The following is a 20,347-nucleotide window of genomic DNA, read 5'->3' as shown; positions in this document are numbered from 1 at the left end:
CAAAATATATTGGAGGTTTTTTTGATGAGAAAAGGTATAATTGCAGGAAATTTTAAAATGAATAAAACCGTAGCTGAATCTGTAACTTTAATTGAAGAAATGATACCATTAGTTAAAGATGCAAAATGTGATGTTGTAGTTTGTCCTACATTATTAGCACTACAGGCAGTAATAAAAGCAGCTAAGGGTTCAAACATAAAAGTAGGAGCTCAAAACATGCATTATGAAGAAAATGGTGCGTTTACAGGTGAGGTTGCACCAGCAATGCTTCAGGAACTAGGCGTTGATTATATTATAATTGGTCATAGTGAAAGAAGACAATATTTCAATGAGACTGATGAGACTGTAAATAAAAAAATTAAAGCTGCTTATAAACATAACATTAGTCCTATATTCTGTATTGGTGAAACTCTTGCTGATAGAGAAGGAAATGTTACTGAAAAAGTTTTAGAAAACCAAGTAAAATTAGGACTTGATGGACTTACAAAAGAACAAGTAGAAAAGTTAGTTCTTGCATATGAACCAATTTGGGCTATAGGTACAGGTAAGACAGCAACTGCTGATCAAGCAAATGATACAATTGCATTTATAAGAGCAACTGTTGGTGGAATGTTTGGAAAAGATGTTGCAGAAAAACTTAGAATTCAATATGGTGGTTCAGTTAAACCTTCAACTATAAAAGAACAAATGGGAAAATCAGATATTGATGGTGGATTAATTGGTGGAGCTAGCCTTAAAGCAGAAGACTTCGCTGGAATAGTAAATTACTAAGACTTTTTAGAAAACAAATGAAATAATGTGGCAAGCTACAAAGTAGATAAAGCTACGAAGTAGATAAAGCTACGAAGTAGATAAAGCTACATTATTTCCTAATTATGAATACAAATATTAATGCAAATTAATGTCATTGATATTATAAATAAATGGTGGGGGGGAACAAAAATGTCAAAGAAGCCAGTAATGCTAATGATTTTAGATGGATTTGGATTATCAAGTAACATTGATGGAAATGCAGTAGTTGCAGCGAGTAAACCAAACTATGACAAGCTGATAGAAAACTATCCAAGTACAAAATTGACTGCAAGTGGCCTAGAGGTAGGATTACCAGAGGGTCAAATGGGAAATTCAGAAGTTGGACATTTAAACATTGGTGCAGGTAGAATAATATATCAAGCACTTACAAAAATAACAAAAGAAATTAAGGAAGGAGACTTCTTTAAAAATAGGGCTTTTAATGAAGCTATGGATAAAGCTATTAAAGCAAATTCTTCAATACATCTTTTAGGATTATTGTCTGACGGAGGAGTTCACTCTCATATTGATCATTTAAAAGCTTTAATAAAGCTTGCTAAAGATAAAGGCGCTAAAAAAGTATATGTTCATGCTTTTTTAGATGGTAGAGATGTGCAACCCGGTTCAGCATTAGGGTATATAGAAGAAATAGAAGAATATATGGAAGGGATTGGTCTTGGAAAAATCGCAACTATAGCTGGTAGATATTATGCTATGGATAGAGATAAAAGATGGGAAAGAGTTGAGCTTGCATATAATGCTATGGTTTTATCTAAGGGTGAAGAAAACACTTCAGCTCTAGATGCAATGCGTTCAGCTATGCATGATAATAAGACGGATGAATTTGTTCTCCCAACTGTTATAATGGAAAATAACAAACCTGTTGCAGCCATTAGCAATAACGACACTGTAATCTGTTTTAACTTTAGACCAGACAGAGCTCGTGAGCTCACAAGAGCAATAAATGATAAAACATTCGAAGGGTTTATTAGAGAAACTTTGACTCTTAACTATGTATGTACTACACAATATGATATATCTATAGAAAATGTTGATGTAGCATATACACCTGAGAGTTATACTAATACACTTGGTGAATATGTTAGCAAGATGGGTAAAAAACAATTAAGAATAGCTGAAACTGAAAAATATGCTCATGTTACATTCTTCTTTAATGGAGGAGTTGAGGCTCCAAATCTTAATGAAGACAGAGCCTTAATCCCATCACCAAAAGTTGCAACGTATGATATGCAACCAGAAATGAGTGCATATGAGGTTACAAGTGAACTGTTAAAGAGACTTGAAACTGATGAATACGACATGATAATATTAAATTATGCTAATCCAGATATGGTAGGTCATACAGGAGTTTTTGATGCTGCTAAAAAGGCTATAGAAACAGTAGATGAATGTCTTGGAAAAATAGTAGATGCAGTTCTGGCTAAAGATGGTAGCATATTCATAACAGCAGATCATGGAAACTCTGAGCAAATGATTGATTATTCCTCTGGCAAACCAATGACAGCACATACTACAAATTTAGTTCCTTTCACATATGTTTCAAATCATAGCACGCAGCTACGCGATGCTGGGATACTTGCAGATATTGCTCCAACTATGCTAAGCGTTATGGGGCTTGATGTTCCAAGTGAAATGACAGGAAAATGTTTAATAAAATAAATAAATTTTTATTCGATTTTAGGATTATCTTAATTTAATTTAGGCAACAATATAATAGAAAAAAACTTTGGAGGTTAGATAATATGAAAAACTTTATTGAAATAATTGATATTTATGCAAGACAGATTTTAGATTCAAGAGCATTTCCAACTGTTGAGGTTGAAGTAACACTTGAAGATGGAACTATAGCAAGAGCATCAGTGCCATCAGGTGCATCTACTGGTATATTCGAAGCTGTAGAGTTAAGAGATGGAGATAAAGATGTATATAACGGCAAGGGAGTTTTAAATGCTGTTGATAATGTAAATAATATTATAGCTGAAGAAATCGTTGGAATGAATGTATATGACCAAATAGCAATTGACAATGCAATGATAGCACTTGACGGAACACCTAACAAAGCAAAACTAGGCGCCAATGCAATTCTTGGAGTATCACTTGCATGCGCTAGAGCTGCTGCTGAGTCACTAGGGCTTGGATTATACCAATATATTGGCGGAGTAAACGCTAAAGTTTTACCAGTTCCAATGATGAATATTATAAATGGTGGAAGCCATGCTGACAACAATGTAGACTTACAAGAGTTTATGGTTATGCCAGTAGGAGCAACTTCTTTCAAAGAAGCATTAAGAATGAGTGCAGAAGTGTACCATGCATTAAAAGCATTATTAAAAGTTAAAGGACTTGCTACTGGTGTTGGTGATGAGGGTGGATTCGCTCCAGATTTATCATCAAATGAAGAAGCTATAAAAATCATAATTGAAGCTATAGAAAAAGCTGGATATGTTCCAGGAAAAGATATTTTTATAGCACTTGATCCAGCGGCTTCCGAATTCTTCGAAGATGGTAAATATAATTTAGCTTCAGAAGGAAGAATACTTACTCCAGAACAAATGGCTGACTACTATGTAGAACTAGTTAACAAATATCCAATTATCTCTATTGAAGATGGTATGGCTGAAGAAGATTGGGAAGGATGGAAATACTTAACTGATAAAATAGGCGATAAAGTTCAATTAGTTGGAGATGACTTATTTGTAACTAACACTGATAGATTAAAAATGGGAATTGAAAAGAAAACTGCAAATTCAATTCTTATAAAATTAAACCAGATAGGCACACTTACTGAAACATTAAATGCTATAGAAATGGCAGAACGTGCAGGATATACTGCAGTAGTTTCTCATAGATCAGGAGAAACTGAGGATACTTCAATAGCTGATTTAGTTGTAGCTATGAATGCAGGACAAATTAAAACTGGTGCTCCAGCTAGAAGTGAAAGAGTTTGTAAATATAATCAGCTTCTAAGAATAGAAGAAGAACTAGATGAAATGGCTGAATATAGAGGACTCAAAGCATTCTACAATATAAACAGATAATTAGTTTTAAATAAGAGTATAGTTGCTTTAGACTATACTCTTATATTTTACTTGTGTTTATGTGGATTTTTAGAAAAAATTGTGTTAAAATTAATTTAAAAATAAAACTCTAGCAGTATATTGTGGGTACAGTCCATAATTGTATTCCATAACACGTTGCATTAGAGTATGATAAGATAATTCAACATTCAACGAACAGGGGGTGTACACATGCAAAGTTTTCTAATAGTTTTATTAGTTATAGTTTCGATTGTTATAATTGTATCTGTTATGATGCAACCTAGTAAATCAGATGGATTAAGTGGACTTGTAGGAGGCGGAGGTTCTGATACTTTTTTTGCTAAAAACAAAACAAAAACTGCAGAATCAGTTTTAGCAAAAATTACAGCAGTTTCAGGAGTTTTGTTTGCTGTAATAATACTTTTAATGAATTTTATTAACTAATATAATTTTTCAGTCTCAGCAGTTTATTTAGATGATTTTTAATAAACTGCATTTTTTATATATTTTTGGAATTTAGTCTACGATTATTAGAGGTGAAGAATAATGAGTGAATATAGTTCTAAATTAGAAAGTGAACATATGAATTTTCTTTTTGAAGGAATTTTAAGCCTAAAAACAAAGGAAGAATGTTATAGATTTTTTGAGGATATATCAACAATTAATGAAATTAAAGCATTTGAGCAAAGACTTCAAGTAGCAAAAATGCTTGTAGATAAAAAGACATATTTGGATATAGCAGCAGCTACAGGGGCTAGTACTGCTACGATAAGTAGAATAAACAGAGCGTTAAACTATGGTAGTGATGGATACAAACTTATACTAGAGCGTCTAGAATCAAAAGATAAGTAGACTTTTTTAACTATATTTCATCGACCCAGGAGATGATTTAATATGCGAGAAGCTATGCCTAGAAGAGACGGTTAACATATATTTACTCAGTTAAATTAGCAATGATTCGCGCCATAGGCGATGAAATATTGTTAAAGAGTGAACATAAATTAACCGTCTATATTTTTTAGTGGGTATGTTCGTAAAGACTGTGATATAATTAGGTGTATGTTTATATCATAAATCTATAATATTATATAAAGATGGTAGAAGCTTATACCATAAACGTAAACTCATGATTACGAATATATTCTCGTTAAGGGGTTTATCTATTAACGTAAAGTAGTAAAATATGTCGCACTAAAGTAATGCTAGAGAATCTAGTATTAATATAATATATAAGGAGTGGTTCCATGGATTTAAAGAGTTTATTAAACAAAGAGCAATGCGAGGCTGCAATAACAGTTGATGGGCCGCTACTGATACTAGCAGGTGCAGGATCAGGTAAAACCAGAGTTTTGACTTACAGAATTGCACATATGATTGAGGATTTAGCTATATACCCATCTCAAATTTTATCCATAACTTTTACTAATAAAGCAGCTGGTGAAATGAAGGACAGAGTTAGATCTTTAGTAGGTAACATAGCCGATAATATGTGGATTTCTACTTTTCACTCTAGTTGCGTTAGAATTTTAAGACGAGAAATAGATAAGATAGGATATAATAAGAATTTTACTATATACGATAGTTATGATCAAAAAAGTTTGATCAAGCAGTGTATGAAGGAACTTCAGATAAATGAAAAAGATCTAACAGATTCAGAAATATTAGGCAAAATTTCAAGCGCTAAAAATGAACTTATTTCTCCAGATAAATTTAAAAAAGAGAACGAAAGCGATTATAGGAAAAATAAAATAGCTGACGTTTATGTTTTGTATCAAAAAAGATTAAAAGCGAATAACGCTCTAGATTTTGATGATTTGATTTTTAAGGCTGTTGAACTCTTAAAAAACAATAAGGATATTCTTGACTTTTACCATTCGAAATTTAAATATATTATGGTGGATGAGTATCAAGATACTAATAAAGCTCAATATGAACTTATAAAACTTTTAGTAGATAAAACTGAGAACATATGCGTAGTTGGAGATGATGACCAATGTATTTATGCTTGGAGAGGCGCTGATGTAACAAATATATTGGATTTTGAAAAAGATTATCCAAAGGCAAAAGTAGTAAAACTTGAGCAAAATTATAGATCTTGCGGAAATATACTAAAAGCTGCTAATGAAGTTATAATAAATAATTCCCAAAGAAAAGATAAAGCGCTAAGGACGCAGAAAGATTGTGGCGAAAAAATTAATTTATATAGAGCATATACAGATAGAGACGAGGCAAATTTTGTAGCAAGCCAGATCAAGAAAATTATGAAAGACGAAAATAGGAGTTATAAAGATTTTTCTATTTTATATAGGATGAATTCTCAATCACGTATTTTTGAGGAAAGTTTCCGTAAAAATTTAATCCCATATAGAATAGTCGGAGGTCTTAAGTTCTACGATAGAAAAGAAATAAAGGATATAATGGCGTATTTAAAGCTTATTAATAATCCACTTGATGATATTGCACTAAAAAGAATTATAAATGTACCTAAAAGAAATATAGGTGATGCAACTATTCAAAAGGTTCAAGAATTCGCAACTGAAATAGAACAATGCTTGTATAGTGCTGTTTTAGATGTAGACTTTATCCCAAGTCTTACAACTAGAAATAAGTCATCTATAAATAAGTTTGTGAGCCTAATGAACAGTTTTATGGCTAAAAACGAAGAGATATCTGTATCCGAGCTAATTAAGACTATAATTGCTGATACAGGCTATTTAAAGCAATTAGAAAATTCTAAGGAACCAGAAGATGAGTCGAGAGTAGAAAATATAAAGGAACTAGTATCAGATGCTGTAGAATTTGAAAAAACTTCAGAGGACAAATCCCTCTTATCATTTTTAGAAGGGGTAAGTTTAGGTTCAACAACTGAGGATCCTAATGAAATAGTTGATACTGTAGGCATGATGACAGTACATAGTGCAAAGGGGCTGGAATTTCCAGTAGTATTTATGGTAGGTATGGAAAATGGGATATTCCCAGGCATGTCTTCTTTAAACAATTTTACTGAGATGGAAGAATCAAGACGTTTATGTTATGTTGCTATAACAAGAGCGGAAGAAAAACTTTATATAACTTCGGCTGAGAGTAGAATGATATTTGGAAGAAATGTTGGGTATCAACCATCTGACTTTATAAGTGAAATTTCTCCGGATTTAAAAGAAATTATAGGAGGAGATAGAAACAGGACAGTGCCAGTGCTCAAGAGGAAAAACGCTAAGAATTCTCAAAAATATAATCCTCATGGCCTTCTTAGTCATACGAATCCTACGCAAGACCATTCAACCAGCACGCAGAGCAGTACCCCTGAGCAAGAAATTATTAAAAGCGAAGCTACTGTTGGTAGAAAAGTTAGGCATACTAAATTTGGAGTAGGCACAATAGTTTCAACTTCAAACTCTAATGGTGACACACTAATTGCCATAGCTTTTGACAACATGGGAATAAAGAAGTTGATATTAGATAAAGCACCACTTGAAATTTTATAAGTAATATGTAATTAAGCAATCATGTATGTTGCAAAGACATTTTGGACAAAATGACTAGTATGAATGCTGGTCATTTTATTTAATATGTCTTAAAGTTGTCTGCTGCGATGAGGAAAGGGTGTAATATATAAATATGGATGATAAAAGAATAAGGATGCTTAAATTGGTAGAGGAACTTAATATATATGCAAATGCTTATTATGTGCAGGACAATCATCTAGTATCGGATAAAGAATATGATGAAAAATATGATGAGCTTATAGGTATAGAAAAAGAACTAGGCGAAATACTTCCATTATCCCCATCTCAAAGGATAGGTGGAGGAGTGTTGCCAGGCTTTTCTAAATATACTCACAAGGCTAAGCTTTGGAGTTTAGATAAAGCTCAAAGTTTAAAAGAAATAGAAGAGTGGCACAATAGAAACATAAAAGTCATGAATGAATATAATTTAAATCATCAGGTTCAGCTTGATCATCTTACGTATGTATTAACTAAAAAGTTTGATGGTCTTACAGTAAATGCTACTTATAACGAAGAGGGATATTTGATTAAAGCAGCTAGTAGGGGGACAGGAGTTATAGGAGAAGATATTACTGCCCAGGCAAAAACAATAAAAACTCTTCCTCTTCAAATTGAATATGATGCAGTAATTGAGGTCCACGGCGAAGCTATTATGACAAAACGTGCGTTTGAAAAGTATAACGAAACTTCGGCTACACCTCTTAAAAATCTTAGGAATGGAGCAGCTGGAGCACTTAGAAACTTAAATGTGCGTGAGACATCAAGAAGGGGGCTTTCTGCATTTTTCTATGATGTAGGATATAACGAAGGAACCCCTTTTAAAACATACATTGAAATGATGGATTTTATAAAAAGGAAACACATACCCATAGATGAGTATATCGCTCAGTGTGAAACTTTAGAAGAAATTGAAAAAGAAATAGTACATATTGAGGCTATTAGAGCGGATTTAGAATATGATATTGATGGTGTTGTTATAGCTATAAATGACATAAGGACTAGAGAAGTACTTGGTTACACAATTAAATTTCCTAAATGGGCTATTGCTTATAAATTTGAAGCGGAGGAAGCGACTACAACCTTATTAGATGTTGTGTGGAATGTAGGGCGTAGTGGTAGAGTTGCTCCTACGGCGATACTTGCACCAGTAGGACTTGCTGGTGCAACTGTTAAAAGAGCTACTTTAAATAATATTGATGATATTAATAGAAAAGGTGTAAAAATTGGATGCGATGTTTTTGTACGTAGATCTAATGATGTTATTCCGGAAATAATGGGTGTAGTGGATAGTACTATCGAAAAGGGTATAGATATAATTGTGCCTGAAATTTGCCCAAGTTGTGGTAGTGAGCTTGTTCGAGATGGAGTACATTATTTTTGTGATAATACGTTATCTTGCATGCCTCAAATGGTGAAAAGTATAGTACATTATGGTAGCCGTGAAGCTATGAATATTGGTGGATTTAGCGAGAAAACGGCCCAGCAATTATTTGAAAAATTAGGGGTTAAAGCTATATCAGAATTATATAAACTAGAAAAAGATAAACTTTTAGTTTTAGAGAAATTCGGAGAGAAAAAGGCTGGAAATCTAATTAACTCCATAGAAAATAGTAAAAATTGTTCTTTGGATTCATTTATATATGCTTTAGGAATACCTAATGTAGGAAAGAAAACAGCTAAAGATTTGGCTAATAGATTTAAAAATTTAGAAAACATAAAGGGTTCAGTTTATGAGGATTTAATAAATGTTCAAGACATAGGAGATATTGTAGCGCGAAGCATAATGGAATTTTTCAGTCAAGATAAAATAATAGAGAGTATATCTGAATTATTAGAACTTGGAGTTAATCCGATTTTTGAAGAAACTTTGACTTTAGAAAATATATTTATGAATAAGACAATGGTAGTTACAGGTACTCTAGCTTCTTATAGTAGAATTGAGATTAAAGAAAAATTAGAAGCTTTAGGAGTAAATATTGCTGGTACTGTTAGTAAAAAAACAGATTATGTTTTAGTAGGTGAAGATCCAGGATCAAAATACGATAAGGCAATATTACTTGGCGTCAAGGTCCTAAATGAGGAAGAGTTTGAACAAATGCTGTAAAAAATAAAAAGACGTCAGATGGCGTCTTTTTTTATGTTAACATCTAATGGTTCATTTTCAGTTGTTTTAGTAATGTCGATTGGATTAGGCTTACATTTTGAATATTCTTTATTTTCATGATTCGGTGATAATTTAGACGTATTTTGTATAAGTTTTTCCATTAAGTAATTTTTATATGTTAGCTGGTTATATATTTTAATTAATAAAATAAAACCCCATATTCCAATAAACATAAAAACTAACATTGAAAGTATAGCGATTATTTGAATAGTTGTAATTAACATAGAGAAAGCCTCCTATATACATATCAAATATATATAAATTGTAAATAGATATGCACTTATTATAACATAATGAAACAATAAAAGTTAACAGAAATAACTTGTATAAAAAAAATATTTTGATTATTTAATATGTTAAAAGTTAATACTTCTAATAAGGCACATGATAAAAAGTGAAATACCTAATTATTATTTATAGGGGTGTGACTTAGACGGAGGTAAATATGAAAAAGTTATTATGTTTAATGTTAATTTTTATGACAATGCTTGCCAGTGGATGTATTCAAAAAAAAGCAGTACCTTCAACAGCGAAGAAATATTTAGTTTATAACTTAGGAAGTTTGCCAAAAGATTTGTTAATGATAGATAGTGATGATGTTAGACAAAAGGATTTATTATTAGTTTTGTTTGAAGGGTTAGTTAAAGAGGATAAAGATGGAGAAATAGTGCCTGCTATGGCAGAAAACATTGAAACTTCAGAAGATAAAATTCAGTATACATTTACCTTAAGAAAAGATCTTCATTATAGCGATGGAACAGATATAAATGCTAATGATTTTAAAAGACTCTTTTATAACATTCTATCAAAAAAAGATAACGCTTTTGCAAAGCAATTATATTGTATATTTGGAGCGGAGGATTTTAATGCTGGACAAATAGATTTTGAGAACATTGGAATTTTTGCAAAGGATGATTTAACTTTAGTAATAAGATTAAATAGCCCTAATGAGTATTTCACAAAAATTCTTTGTAATCCAGTTTTTACTTTAAGGGAAGAAAGCGCTAATATGAAAAACTGGCAAACTAGTTATGGTGAAATTCAATATAGTGGTCCATATGTTATAAAAGATGTAAATAAACATGGAGAAATTGATTTAGTGAAAAATCAAAAATATTGGGGAGCTAGCTCGATTGTTAGCGATGAGATGTTATTTACTTCTATAAAAGATGAAGAAAAAGCTTTAGCCAATTTTGAAACTATGGAGCAGCAAAACACTTCAAAGATTGATGTATTTGTAAGTCCACCAATAAGTGAACTTACTTCTCTTGTTGCAGAAAATAAAACTGAGATTATACCGTCTCAGAGCATGTATTATTTAAACTTTAACTTGAAAAATAAAAAGGGGTTAGATAAATCAGATGCATTAGACATTAATTTTCGAAATGCAATTGGTGCTATAATAGATAGAGAATTAATTATAGAAACTGTATCTACGGACTTGGCAGTTCCAACAATAAATTATACAAGTGGCGATAGTTTTGACAACACTAGTTCTAAATTGATTTTTGATACATTCCTTAATAAGGCTAAGGGATTAGAACTTAAAAACATTAGCAATTATAAGAAAAATCGTAAATTAGATTTGGTATATGAAAGTGAAAATTTTGATATGAAGATATCTAATGAAATAGCTAAAAATATAAAAGAATATTTAGGGGTAAAAGTAATTTGTACTGGTTATAAAAAAGATGAGCTCCAAAAAGTGATTGCAAATGGAAATTACGACATGGTCTTTTTAAAAGATGATGTAGAAGACGGAGATATTTATAGTTTTTTTTCAAAATGGACAGCTTATTCAAAAGACAATGTTTATGGATATATCAATTCAAATTATGATCAAACTATAGCAGAGGCAATGAGTGAAAATAATGATAAAAATAAGGTAACAATTTATAAGCAGGCACAAGAAATATTAGCAAAAGACTTGCCATGTATACCTATATATATAGCTAACACGGTTATATGCAAGAAAGAAAACATTAAAGGAATCTATACCACTAAAAGTGGGAATCTGGTATTTGACTATGCCTATAAAGATAATGAAACTACCTCAAAATAAAAGATGAAGTAGTCTCACATTAAATAAAAATTTATTGGTTGCGGAAAAATAATATTAAGAAAAATATAAACATATTTTTGTTGCTATCAAACGATAACTTACTTTGTTTAAAACTTTCCTTTCGTTTATTGTACACTACGTTTTTAATAAATATAGAAGCTAATTCATTATTTTCAGGTGTTGGAACTTGTGGCATTTTAAAATCATCATCTTGAATCAAATCTTCTGATTTTAGTGAGTAATTTCTGTAATGTTCTATATTATCTAGTGATGGTGCATCAGGCCAACTTAAAACCAAACCAGAATTTAAAATTTGATTTTTAAATATATCCTCAAGCATGTGAGAATTATCCTCTATATTATTAAAATCAGAATATAAGATTAAACTGTACATGTAGAGTATAAGTTCATCTGGGGTATAAAGTATTTCTTTATCAACACTTTCTTTTATCACGATACCTTTATCACTATCATATAATTTCGAAAGTTTTTCGAATAAATCGTCGCTAGTATCTTTAAACTTAAGCATAGAAGTATTATTATACATAAGAGTACAATTTATAAATAGCATGCACGCATGATCTAGTTTAGCATTTATAATTAAATTTGGTTTAGCGTTATATTGCTCGATAAGAAGATCTAAAAAATCTAGCAATAAAGTTTGACATTTTTCAAGGCCGGAGTATTTGTAAAAAATGTTTAAGGCAAAGCATATTTTATTGAGTTCCTCGAATGAAACATTGTAGATTTCTTCCTTATATTGGGCAAACATATCTAATATATCTAGAGAAAATTTTTCGTATTCGTGTTCATGCTCACATTTATCATCAGAAGAATATTTGTAGTAAGCAGCCATCATAAAAGCTTGATCAGAAAATTTAAATTTATTATTTTTATCTTCAAAATTGAATTCTTGATGCATTGGATCAGTTAAATCTTTTTTATCAACAAATAGTCCATCTTTATTTCGAAAGTGAGAAGCATAAAACTCTAATTGTTCTTTGCATAATTTAAGATGTAGGGAGCTTAATGCATATTTATTATCATCAACGTCTCTAAAGCTACTGTAATAGTCTACGAGTTCTAATAATGATAAGGTCATGAATGCATTACTACTAATAGTTATTTCTTTTTTTGCTTTGGTTTCATTCCATTTTAATGTTCCTTCTCTTAACTTTAATTTAGCATCAGTTTTTTTGTAAATACATAAAAGTGGAGAATTTAAATTAATTGTGTTAATATCAGTCTTAGAAAAAGATTTAGTTCTTAAATCGTTGCTAGGGATATATATTCCACATTTAGAGTCAAAAACTATATCCTTTAATGATTCTTTTGATAAGTAGAAAAATTGATTTTTTATGTTGTTTTTGTTTAATGTATTAATTCTTAAAAAAGGTCCTAGAAAATTCAAAATATCACCGCCATATATTAATCCTTATATAGATAGTATGATTAAACTTACTAGAATGTGCTAGTTTTATAAAAATAAAGGGGAAGAATTTAAATGAAAGTTGGAAAACTTAATTGGGATGACTTAAAACAAATAATTGACAATAATAAAAGTGTTGTTAGAAGTGATGTTAGAATCAGAAGTGGAATAGGAGAAGACTGTAGTGTTATAAATTTTGGTGAATATGAGTGTGTCATATCTACTGACCCAATAACTGGGGCTGATAAAAATATAGGTAAACTAGCTGTTCATATAAATTGTAATGATATAGCTTCCTGTGGGGTTGAACCTATAGGCATTTTAGTTACAATTCTTGTACCACCAACAGCAACGATGGATGATATAAAAGATATTATGAAAGAAATCGATGAAGAAACAAAAAAAATGAACGTTGAGATATTAGGTGGACATACTGAGGTCACAGAAGCTGTGAATAGAATAGTAGTTTCATGTACGGTAATAGGAAAAGGAAAAGCAAAAGCGGCGGTGTCAACTTCGGGAGCAAGACTTGGGGATGAAATTGTTGTTACTAAACTTTTGTGCATGGAGGGAACTTCAATTATAGTAAATGATCATTTAGATAGGGTACAAGGCATTTTAACTAATAAGGAAATAGAAGTGGCTAAAGACTATGTTAATAGTATTAGCGTGGTTAACGAGGGCCTTATAGCAGGTAAATTTGGTGTTAATTCTATGCATGATATAACAGAAGGTGGAGTACTAGGAGCATTATGGGAGGTTGCACAGGCTAGTAACTTAGGATTTAAAGTATATAACGATAAAATGCCAATTAGTGATATTACATATAAGATTTGTGAAAAACTTAAAATTGATCCATTAAAATTTATATCCTCAGGAAGCATGCTAATAACAGCAAGTAGTGGAAAAGGGCTTGCAGAGAAATTAAATGCTAGTGGAGTACAAGCTACAATGATTGGAATAATAACAGCATCTAGAGGGATTTTAGTAGTAGATGGAATTGAAAAAGACGTTTTACCACCTACTAGAGATGAGCTATTTAGTATATAAATTATAAATATATTAAAAGAAAAGGATAATAATTAACAGTTATTATCTTGAAATAAAGGATTACGAGGGGGAAAATTATGAAAGAAATAATAATTGCTAGTAATAATGAACATAAAATTAAAGAAATAAAGGAAATTTTATCACAATTTCCTTTTGAAGTATTATCTTTAAAGGAAGCCAATATTAATATTGATGTAGACGAAATCGGAAGCACATTTATGGAGAATGCAGAGATAAAGGCTAATGAAATTTATAAAATAGCTGAAAGAAATATGGTTCTTGCAGATGATTCAGGTCTAGAAGTGGAATCATTAAATGGAGCTCCAGGTGTTTTCTCAGCAAGGTTTGCTGGTGTTCATGGAGATGCTAAAGCAAATAATGAAAAATTATTATATCTTTTAGAGGGTGCAAAACAGAAACAACGAAAAGCCAAATTTATTTGTGCAATGGTACTTATAATTAATGAGGATGAAATAATAAAAGTACAGGGCGAAGTAGATGGAATAATAACTGATGAATTTAGAGGAGAAGAAGGGTTTGGGTATGATCCATTATTTTTTGTGAAGAAGTATAAGAAAACTTTTGCGCAGATGAGTAATGAAGAAAAAAATGCTATTAGTCATAGAGGAAGGGCATTAGATAAATTAAAAAAAGAACTTGAAAAATTAAGATAGTGTATACACTTATAAAGTATATAAATAGAACTAAGGATCAAATTTACAATATATGATTTAATAATGAAGAGGGTGATTTAAAATGCGCATAGGTGTTGTAAGTGATACACATAGAATTACTAGCAGTATAGAGCAACTAAGAGGCCTAATAAAGGGACTGGATGTAGTGATTCACTTGGGAGATAATGTAGAGGATGTTTTATTAATGAAAAAGTTTTACAAAGGCGAAATAATTAATGTTAAAGGTAATTGCGATTTCAGTGTAAAAACACCTGACGATAGATTAGAAGAAATAGGTGGGAAAAAGATTTTCTTAACCCATGGGCATAGATATAATGTAAAAGAGAGTTTAGATAAATTAAGATATAAGGCTCTAGAGACAGGAGCTAATATAGTTTTATACGGACATTCACATATTGCTAAAATAGATTTTGAAGAAGGAATATGGTATATAAATCCTGGAAGTGCGTCGCTACCAAGAGATGGAGATCGAAGTTTTGCTATTATAAGTATCGATAAAGAAGAGATAGAGACGAATTTAATAAGATTTTAGCGAAAGTTTAAAAAAAGCATTGACGTATTAATATATATGGTGTAGAATAATCCATGTCGTCAGAAAAAATCATTGAATTTGAATGATAAGGCGTAACAGTTAATTTAGGACATTAAACATTATAGTTTAATGGATATCGGGGTGTAGCGCAGCTGGGAGCGCGCGTGGTTTGGGACCATGAGGTCGCAGGTTCAATCCCTGTCACCCCGACCACTAAAATTAATACGCGGGTATAACTCAATGGTAGAGTGTTAGCCTTCCAAGCTAATTACGAGGGTTCGATTCCCTCTACCCGCTCCAAAATATATTAATGCGTCAAGGTATTGATATATATGCGTCTTTAGCTCAGTTGGATAGAGCAACGCCCTTCTAAGGCGTGGGCCGGGGGTTCGAATCCCTTAAGACGCACCATATGGTGGACGTAGTTCAGTTGGTAGAGCGCCAGTTTGTGGTACTGGTTGTCGTGGGTTCGAGTCCCATCGTCCACCCCATTTAATGCTGGGATGTCGCCAAGCGGTAAGGCACCACACTTTGACTGTGGCATTCGTAGGTTCAAATCCTGCCTTCCCAGCCAATAAGGTTTACTAGCTCAGTTGGTAGAGCACATGACTTTTAATCATGGTGTCCGGGGTTCGATTCCCCGGTAAGCCACCATAATAGTAATAATATGCAGGTGTGGCGGAATTGGCAGACGCACTAGACTTAGGATCTAGCGCCTTCGGGTGTATGGGTTCAACTCCCTTCACCTGCACCATTACTATTAACAAGTAAATTACTATTTATATAATTCTAAAATATTATAGGTATAACATAATTCTGCGGGGGTGGCTCAGTGGTAGAGCGTCACCTTGCCAAGGTGAACGTCGCGAGTTCGAATCTCGTCTCCCGCTCCAAATATGTTAATACATATTAAATTACATATGTGTCTTTAGCTCAGTTGGATAGAGCAACGCCCTTCTAAGGCGTGGGCCGGGGGTTCGAATCCCTTAAGACACACCAATATATGCGTCATTAGCTCAGTTGGTAGAGCACCTGACTCTTAATCAGGGTGTCCGGGGTTCAAACCCCCGATGTCGCACCATTTTTTAAATATTGCCGGGGTGTAGCGCAGCTGGGAGCGCGCGTGGTTTGGGACCATGAGGTCGCAGGTTCAATCCCTGTCACCCCGACCATTTTAAAATAATATGCGGGTATAACTCAGTGGTAGAGTGTTAGCCTTCCAAGCTAATTATGAGGGTTCGATTCCCTCTACCCGCTCCAAATATTTTAATGCATAAAATTAGAATAGATTAAATTTATTATATTATTGATAATTTTAGTAACTAATAATTCATCATATGGTGGACGTAGTTCAGTTGGTAGAGCGCCAGTTTGTGGTACTGGTTGTCGTGGGTTCGAGTCCCATCGTCCACCCCATTTTTAATTTGAATAGAAAGAAATAGAAATATTTCGATTTATATTATTAGTTTAAATAATACGGTTTACTAGCTCAGTTGGTAGAGCACATGACTTTTAATCATGGTGTCCGGGGTTCGATTCCCCGGTAAGCCACCATAATAGTAATAATATGCAGGTGTGGCGGAATTGGCAGACGCACTAGACTTAGGATCTAGCGCCTTCGGGTGTATGGGTTCAACTCCCTTCACCTGCACCATTACTATTTATAAAAAGAATACCATGCGGGGGTGGCTCAGTGGTAGAGCGTCACCTTGCCAAGGTGAACGTCGCGAGTTCGAATCTCGTCTCCCGCTCCAAATTTGCGGGTATAACTCAATGGTAGAGTGTTAGCCTTCCAAGCTAATTACGAGGGTTCGATTCCCTCTACCCGCTCCAATAAAAAGTCTTTAGTATTTATACTAGAGACTTTTTAAAAATTATTTTATTATGCGAACATATTTTAATATGCGCCCATAGCTCAGCTGGATAGAGTGGCAGACTTCGAATCTGTAGGCCGTGGGTTCGACTCCCTCTGGGCGCACCACAAAGCCTTGCAAATACTAGGTTTGCAAGGCTTTAACTTTGTCATAAAAAACAGTTCTGCCCTCTTTTTTGCCTCTTATAAAATTTTATAGTATGTATCAAGATACTAAATATATTAAATTTGATATCCATTTCATAATTTGAAAAACAGCATATTAATATGTACTATATTTAAATTAAAACTTCCCATCTACCATCTTTTCTAGATAACAGGAGATTCTTAATATCTACAATCTGCTCCTCCTTTAAATTACCATTTAAACTAATAACTTTGTTATATTTTTTAGAATACTCTTGAAGTTTTACTTTTTCATTTTCATCTAATAAATTAGCAAGTGCCATATTTTTTTTCGGCCATCTAAACTAACTAAGCTTCCTAAATCATACATTTTAAAATTATAACTTCCACTTTGATAACTCCCACCACCTGTTTCATAGTAATAATCCATAACACATGTATAATTAGTATTCATATGCACATTAGGCTAATAATGGGCAGTCGAAAAAATGAGTACTTAATTGATGAGTGCAGTAAAAATGAATAACTAGGTTATGGCGAACTAGTGAATGTCTAATATTCTTAGGATGTACTTTAAAATTGGATTATAGTTTCTTTTATATATAATAAAAAATGGTATAAAGGATTCCCAGCAACATTTATTCCTTTTATCTTAGTATTACCATTATTTTTTAAAGTTGTTAGTTAAATATTTAGTCCGTAGCATTCGTATATATCGTCAAAAGTGCCACCATATCATTAGATATAGTGGCACTTTATTAAGCACTTATTGATATTCTGAAAGTAACACAATACCAATTGAGTTACTTTCACTTTGAGTCTATAGGCTAGATGTTTGCAAACTTATTATGTTGTATGGCAATGACTTATTACTATTCCATATGGAAGTTTAATTAATGTCATAAAACCAATTAGAATTCTTTATTTAAATATATTTTAATTGAAGCAAAGAATGAGACTACTATAAAAATTATAGGTATGGCTGTCAGTACAATTCCTTGCAGTAATCCAAAATCAACCCCAAAAATTGTATTATTCGTTAATATCTCATTTGTAAAAGAGATAAGACTTCCCATTACAGCCATAATTATAAAATTCACCCACCTTGATTTTAGGTATCCGAGTTTATAATAAAATGGGAAGAAAACAGAGAAATAAGCACATACGATAAAAAATTCAATAAAAATAGTATTTATACCTAGGGTTTTATTTACTAAAGTTGGAGCAACAAAATGTAATAAACTGCCCATGATAAGTGTTATTAATATAGCGCAGATAAGAAATACAAATACTGATAAATATTTTGCAGCCACCACAATTTTTCTATTAACAGGCAAACTATTTATCATTAGTTCACTGTTATATTTAAAATCATAAGCATTAGCATAAACTGCCAGTAGATATATACTTAAAAAACATAACAATATAGTGGGTGCATAATTGTTTTGAAATATAAATATGTTTAATATGTTTAAAAATAAAAACATAAATACGGTTTTATCCTTTCTTTGAATTCTAATGTCTTTCATTATAAGATTAAACATGAATATCACCCCTGATTGTATAAACCATAATATCTTCTAGTGATGCTTTTTCAATCTTACAATTCTCATTAAATAAAATCCTTGCTTTATCTTTATTATCAGTTAATGCCTCAAACCCGGAAGCAGTTTCCCTTATACCTATAAATTCCTTTCGTATATTTAAGTCTAAAAGCTTAGAAGCACCTTTCACTAGTGCGTATTTTTGTAGCACTTCTTCCTTCGACTCAGAAAACACCATACTTCCTTTATTAATAAAAGTTATATAATCTGCAATTTTTTCAAGATCTTCCGTAATGTGCGTAGAGAAAAAAATTGACATCTCTTCATTCTGAATAATATTATATAAAATATCCATAAGTTCACTTCTGAAAGCAGGATCAAGTCCTGAAGTAGGCTCATCCATAACAATAAGTTCAGCTCCATGGGAGAGTGCTATGGCTAAGGCGAATTTTGTTTTCATTCCCTTTGAAAGCTTATCTATCACCTTATTGGGATTTAATTCAAAATGTTTAATATACTCCTTAAATTTGTTTTCATCCCACTTTGTATAAAAACCTGCTATAATATTTTTCATTTCATTTATGGTAAGCATGCCATAAAATATATTTTCATCATAAACAAATCCTATTTTTTCTTTGATTTTCCTTTCGTCTTTAACGCTGTCCATACCAAAAATACTGATGCTTCCACTATCTTTTTTTATTAAATTCATAATTGCTTTTATTGTGGTACTTTTCCCTGATCCGTTTGGTCCTATAAATCCCATTACATATCCTTTTTCAAGCTTAAAGTTTAATCCGTTTAAACAGAAATCACCATAAGACTTGTTTAGATTTCTAACTTCTAATACACTGCTCATTTTACGTCCTCCTTAAGATTTCTCATTATATCTATTATTTCTACCATAGATAAATTAAGTATTTTACTTTCCTTTAAAACTTCTTTTAAATTTTCTTCTAGAATCTTCATTTTTTTCTTGCGGAGTAAATCCTTGTTTTGCCCTGATACAAATGACCCTTTACCTGTAAGAGAAATAATTAAGCCTTCCTTCTCTAATTCTTCATAAGCTCTCTTTGTGGTAATTACACTTATTTGAAGATCCTTTGCTAAATTTCGCATAGATGGAAGTGCATCACCTTTTTTTATTTCGCCAGAAAATATAAGTCCTTTAATCTGATCAATAATTTGCAGATATATAGGATCATTGGATAAATTTGAAATTATAATAGTAATGTCCATATCTTATCTCCTACCAATTTCTTTTAATAAATTATTTATTTAATTTAAAAGAGTATAATGTATATATACTATATATACATTATTTAAAACTTTTTGTCAATAATATAGATTACTAACTATCAATGTATATGATACTTATATACATTGATTTAAAGAAGTTTTTATTACTGTTGGTGTGATTCATAGAAATGTTGGCGAGACCCCCGATATTGGAATAGCAACTTAATCAGTTTTAAATTAAAGTCATAATTAATAAGTGAAAGTAACACAATTGTA

Annotated in this window: 17 protein-coding genes and 18 tRNA genes; 29 read left to right on the top strand and 6 right to left on the bottom strand. The window is 31.8% G+C overall.

Annotation, left to right across the window (positions count from 1 at the left end; translation table 11 throughout):
* The first annotated feature begins 24 nt into the window (after positions 1-24).
* The 7 genes from tpiA (at position 25) to ligA (ending at position 9,461) form a co-directional block, all read left to right on the top strand.
* A complete protein-coding gene (gene tpiA, locus ACREVX_RS12500) occupies positions 25-771 on the top strand; it encodes a triose-phosphate isomerase (RefSeq protein WP_431544505.1) in 747 nt (248 codons plus the stop codon).
* A 171-nt stretch (positions 772-942) separates the two neighbouring features.
* Positions 943-2,472, top strand: coding sequence for a 2,3-bisphosphoglycerate-independent phosphoglycerate mutase (gene gpmI / locus ACREVX_RS12495; protein ID WP_431544504.1), 1,530 nt, complete (start codon positions 943-945; stop codon positions 2,470-2,472).
* Between the two features lie 83 nt (positions 2,473-2,555).
* Positions 2,556-3,851 carry a phosphopyruvate hydratase gene (gene eno, locus ACREVX_RS12490; protein WP_431544502.1) on the top strand — a complete coding sequence of 432 codons (1,296 nt, stop codon included), beginning with the start codon at positions 2,556-2,558 and terminating at the stop codon, positions 3,849-3,851.
* A gap of 210 nt (positions 3,852-4,061) precedes the next feature.
* Positions 4,062-4,295: a preprotein translocase subunit SecG gene (secG, locus tag ACREVX_RS12485; RefSeq protein WP_431544501.1), complete on the top strand. Its 234-nt coding sequence runs from the start codon at positions 4,062-4,064 to the stop codon at positions 4,293-4,295.
* A 102-nt stretch (positions 4,296-4,397) separates the two neighbouring features.
* Positions 4,398-4,703 (top strand): YerC/YecD family TrpR-related protein, encoded by a 306-nt coding sequence (locus tag ACREVX_RS12480; RefSeq protein ID WP_431544499.1) that lies wholly within the window; start codon positions 4,398-4,400, stop codon positions 4,701-4,703.
* 392 nt (positions 4,704-5,095) lie between these two features.
* Positions 5,096-7,336 (top strand): DNA helicase PcrA, encoded by a 2,241-nt coding sequence (pcrA, locus tag ACREVX_RS12475; protein ID WP_431544498.1) that lies wholly within the window; start codon positions 5,096-5,098, stop codon positions 7,334-7,336.
* Positions 7,337-7,469: 133 nt separating this feature from the next.
* A complete protein-coding gene (gene ligA, locus ACREVX_RS12470; RefSeq protein WP_431544496.1) occupies positions 7,470-9,461 on the top strand; it encodes an NAD-dependent DNA ligase LigA in 1,992 nt (663 codons plus the stop codon).
* A gap of 14 nt (positions 9,462-9,475) precedes the next feature.
* Here the strand turns inward: ligA and ACREVX_RS12465 are convergent, their stop codons facing one another.
* A complete protein-coding gene (locus ACREVX_RS12465; protein ID WP_431544495.1) occupies positions 9,476-9,745 on the bottom strand; it encodes a hypothetical protein in 270 nt (89 codons plus the stop codon).
* A gap of 221 nt (positions 9,746-9,966) precedes the next feature.
* Between ACREVX_RS12465 and ACREVX_RS12460 the strand changes: the two genes are divergently transcribed.
* Positions 9,967-11,583, top strand: coding sequence for a peptide ABC transporter substrate-binding protein (locus ACREVX_RS12460; RefSeq protein WP_431544494.1), 1,617 nt, complete (start codon positions 9,967-9,969; stop codon positions 11,581-11,583).
* Positions 11,584-11,614: 31 nt separating this feature from the next.
* Here the strand turns inward: ACREVX_RS12460 and ACREVX_RS12455 are convergent, their stop codons facing one another.
* The gene (locus ACREVX_RS12455; protein ID WP_431544493.1) at positions 11,615-12,994 is read right to left on the bottom strand and encodes a hypothetical protein; all 1,380 of its coding nucleotides are present in this window, start codon (positions 12,992-12,994) and stop codon (positions 11,615-11,617) included.
* 93 nt (positions 12,995-13,087) lie between these two features.
* Here ACREVX_RS12455 and ACREVX_RS12450 point away from each other — a divergent pair, with 93 nt between their 5' ends.
* The 21 genes from ACREVX_RS12450 (at position 13,088) to ACREVX_RS12350 (ending at position 17,270) form a co-directional block, all read left to right on the top strand.
* On the top strand, positions 13,088-14,062 hold the full coding sequence (locus ACREVX_RS12450; protein ID WP_431544492.1) for an AIR synthase family protein: 975 nt from the start codon (positions 13,088-13,090) through the stop codon (positions 14,060-14,062).
* 77 nt (positions 14,063-14,139) lie between these two features.
* Positions 14,140-14,736 carry an XTP/dITP diphosphatase gene (locus tag ACREVX_RS12445; protein ID WP_431544491.1) on the top strand — a complete coding sequence of 199 codons (597 nt, stop codon included), beginning with the start codon at positions 14,140-14,142 and terminating at the stop codon, positions 14,734-14,736.
* Between the two features lie 82 nt (positions 14,737-14,818).
* Positions 14,819-15,289, top strand: a complete 471-nt coding sequence (locus ACREVX_RS12440; protein ID WP_431544489.1) for a metallophosphoesterase — start codon at positions 14,819-14,821, stop codon at positions 15,287-15,289.
* A gap of 137 nt (positions 15,290-15,426) precedes the next feature.
* Positions 15,427-15,502 (top strand) — tRNA-Pro (locus ACREVX_RS12435).
* A gap of 13 nt (positions 15,503-15,515) precedes the next feature.
* Positions 15,516-15,589 (top strand) — tRNA-Gly (locus ACREVX_RS12430).
* A gap of 34 nt (positions 15,590-15,623) precedes the next feature.
* Positions 15,624-15,700: transfer RNA gene (locus tag ACREVX_RS12425), tRNA-Arg, on the top strand.
* A gap of 4 nt (positions 15,701-15,704) precedes the next feature.
* Positions 15,705-15,780, top strand: a tRNA-His gene (locus ACREVX_RS12420).
* A gap of 8 nt (positions 15,781-15,788) precedes the next feature.
* Positions 15,789-15,863: transfer RNA gene (locus ACREVX_RS12415), tRNA-Gln, on the top strand.
* 4 nt (positions 15,864-15,867) lie between these two features.
* Positions 15,868-15,943, top strand: a tRNA-Lys gene (locus ACREVX_RS12410).
* Between the two features lie 15 nt (positions 15,944-15,958).
* Positions 15,959-16,043: transfer RNA gene (locus ACREVX_RS12405), tRNA-Leu, on the top strand.
* Positions 16,044-16,107: 64 nt separating this feature from the next.
* A tRNA-Gly gene (locus ACREVX_RS12400) sits at positions 16,108-16,182 on the top strand.
* A gap of 29 nt (positions 16,183-16,211) precedes the next feature.
* Positions 16,212-16,288, top strand: a tRNA-Arg gene (locus ACREVX_RS12395).
* 6 nt (positions 16,289-16,294) lie between these two features.
* Positions 16,295-16,370, top strand: a tRNA-Lys gene (locus tag ACREVX_RS12390).
* Between the two features lie 15 nt (positions 16,371-16,385).
* Positions 16,386-16,461 (top strand) — tRNA-Pro (locus ACREVX_RS12385).
* Positions 16,462-16,475: 14 nt separating this feature from the next.
* Positions 16,476-16,549 (top strand) — tRNA-Gly (locus tag ACREVX_RS12380).
* An 80-nt stretch (positions 16,550-16,629) separates the two neighbouring features.
* A tRNA-His gene (locus tag ACREVX_RS12375) sits at positions 16,630-16,705 on the top strand.
* A 62-nt stretch (positions 16,706-16,767) separates the two neighbouring features.
* A tRNA-Lys gene (locus tag ACREVX_RS12370) sits at positions 16,768-16,843 on the top strand.
* Between the two features lie 15 nt (positions 16,844-16,858).
* Positions 16,859-16,943: transfer RNA gene (locus ACREVX_RS12365), tRNA-Leu, on the top strand.
* Between the two features lie 25 nt (positions 16,944-16,968).
* Positions 16,969-17,043, top strand: a tRNA-Gly gene (locus ACREVX_RS12360).
* Between the two features lie 5 nt (positions 17,044-17,048).
* Positions 17,049-17,122: transfer RNA gene (locus ACREVX_RS12355), tRNA-Gly, on the top strand.
* Between the two features lie 71 nt (positions 17,123-17,193).
* Positions 17,194-17,270 (top strand) — tRNA-Arg (locus tag ACREVX_RS12350).
* A gap of 170 nt (positions 17,271-17,440) precedes the next feature.
* On the opposite strand, the gene ACREVX_RS12345 is transcribed toward ACREVX_RS12350, so the two are convergent.
* The 4 genes from ACREVX_RS12345 to ACREVX_RS12330 form a co-directional block, all read right to left on the bottom strand.
* Positions 17,441-17,611: a hypothetical protein gene (locus tag ACREVX_RS12345; protein ID WP_431544488.1), complete on the bottom strand. Its 171-nt coding sequence runs from the start codon at positions 17,609-17,611 to the stop codon at positions 17,441-17,443.
* Positions 17,612-18,199: 588 nt separating this feature from the next.
* Positions 18,200-18,832 (bottom strand): ABC-2 transporter permease, encoded by a 633-nt coding sequence (locus tag ACREVX_RS12340; RefSeq protein ID WP_431544487.1) that lies wholly within the window; start codon positions 18,830-18,832, stop codon positions 18,200-18,202.
* A complete protein-coding gene (locus ACREVX_RS12335; protein ID WP_431544486.1) occupies positions 18,825-19,691 on the bottom strand; it encodes an ABC transporter ATP-binding protein in 867 nt (288 codons plus the stop codon). Before ACREVX_RS12335 ends, ACREVX_RS12340 begins: the two co-directional genes overlap by 8 nt.
* A complete protein-coding gene (locus ACREVX_RS12330) occupies positions 19,688-20,065 on the bottom strand; it encodes a GntR family transcriptional regulator (RefSeq protein WP_431544564.1) in 378 nt (125 codons plus the stop codon). The genes ACREVX_RS12335 and ACREVX_RS12330 overlap by 4 nt, the downstream gene beginning before the upstream one ends.
* Positions 20,066-20,347 lie beyond the last annotated feature (282 nt).

Origin of the sequence: Clostridium sp. (assembly GCF_050717545.1) — a bacterium.
Lineage (GTDB): Bacteria > Bacillota > Clostridia > Clostridiales > Clostridiaceae > Clostridium_AD.
Note: the sequence above shows the minus strand (reverse complement) of the source record. Positions and strands in the feature narration are given on the sequence as shown.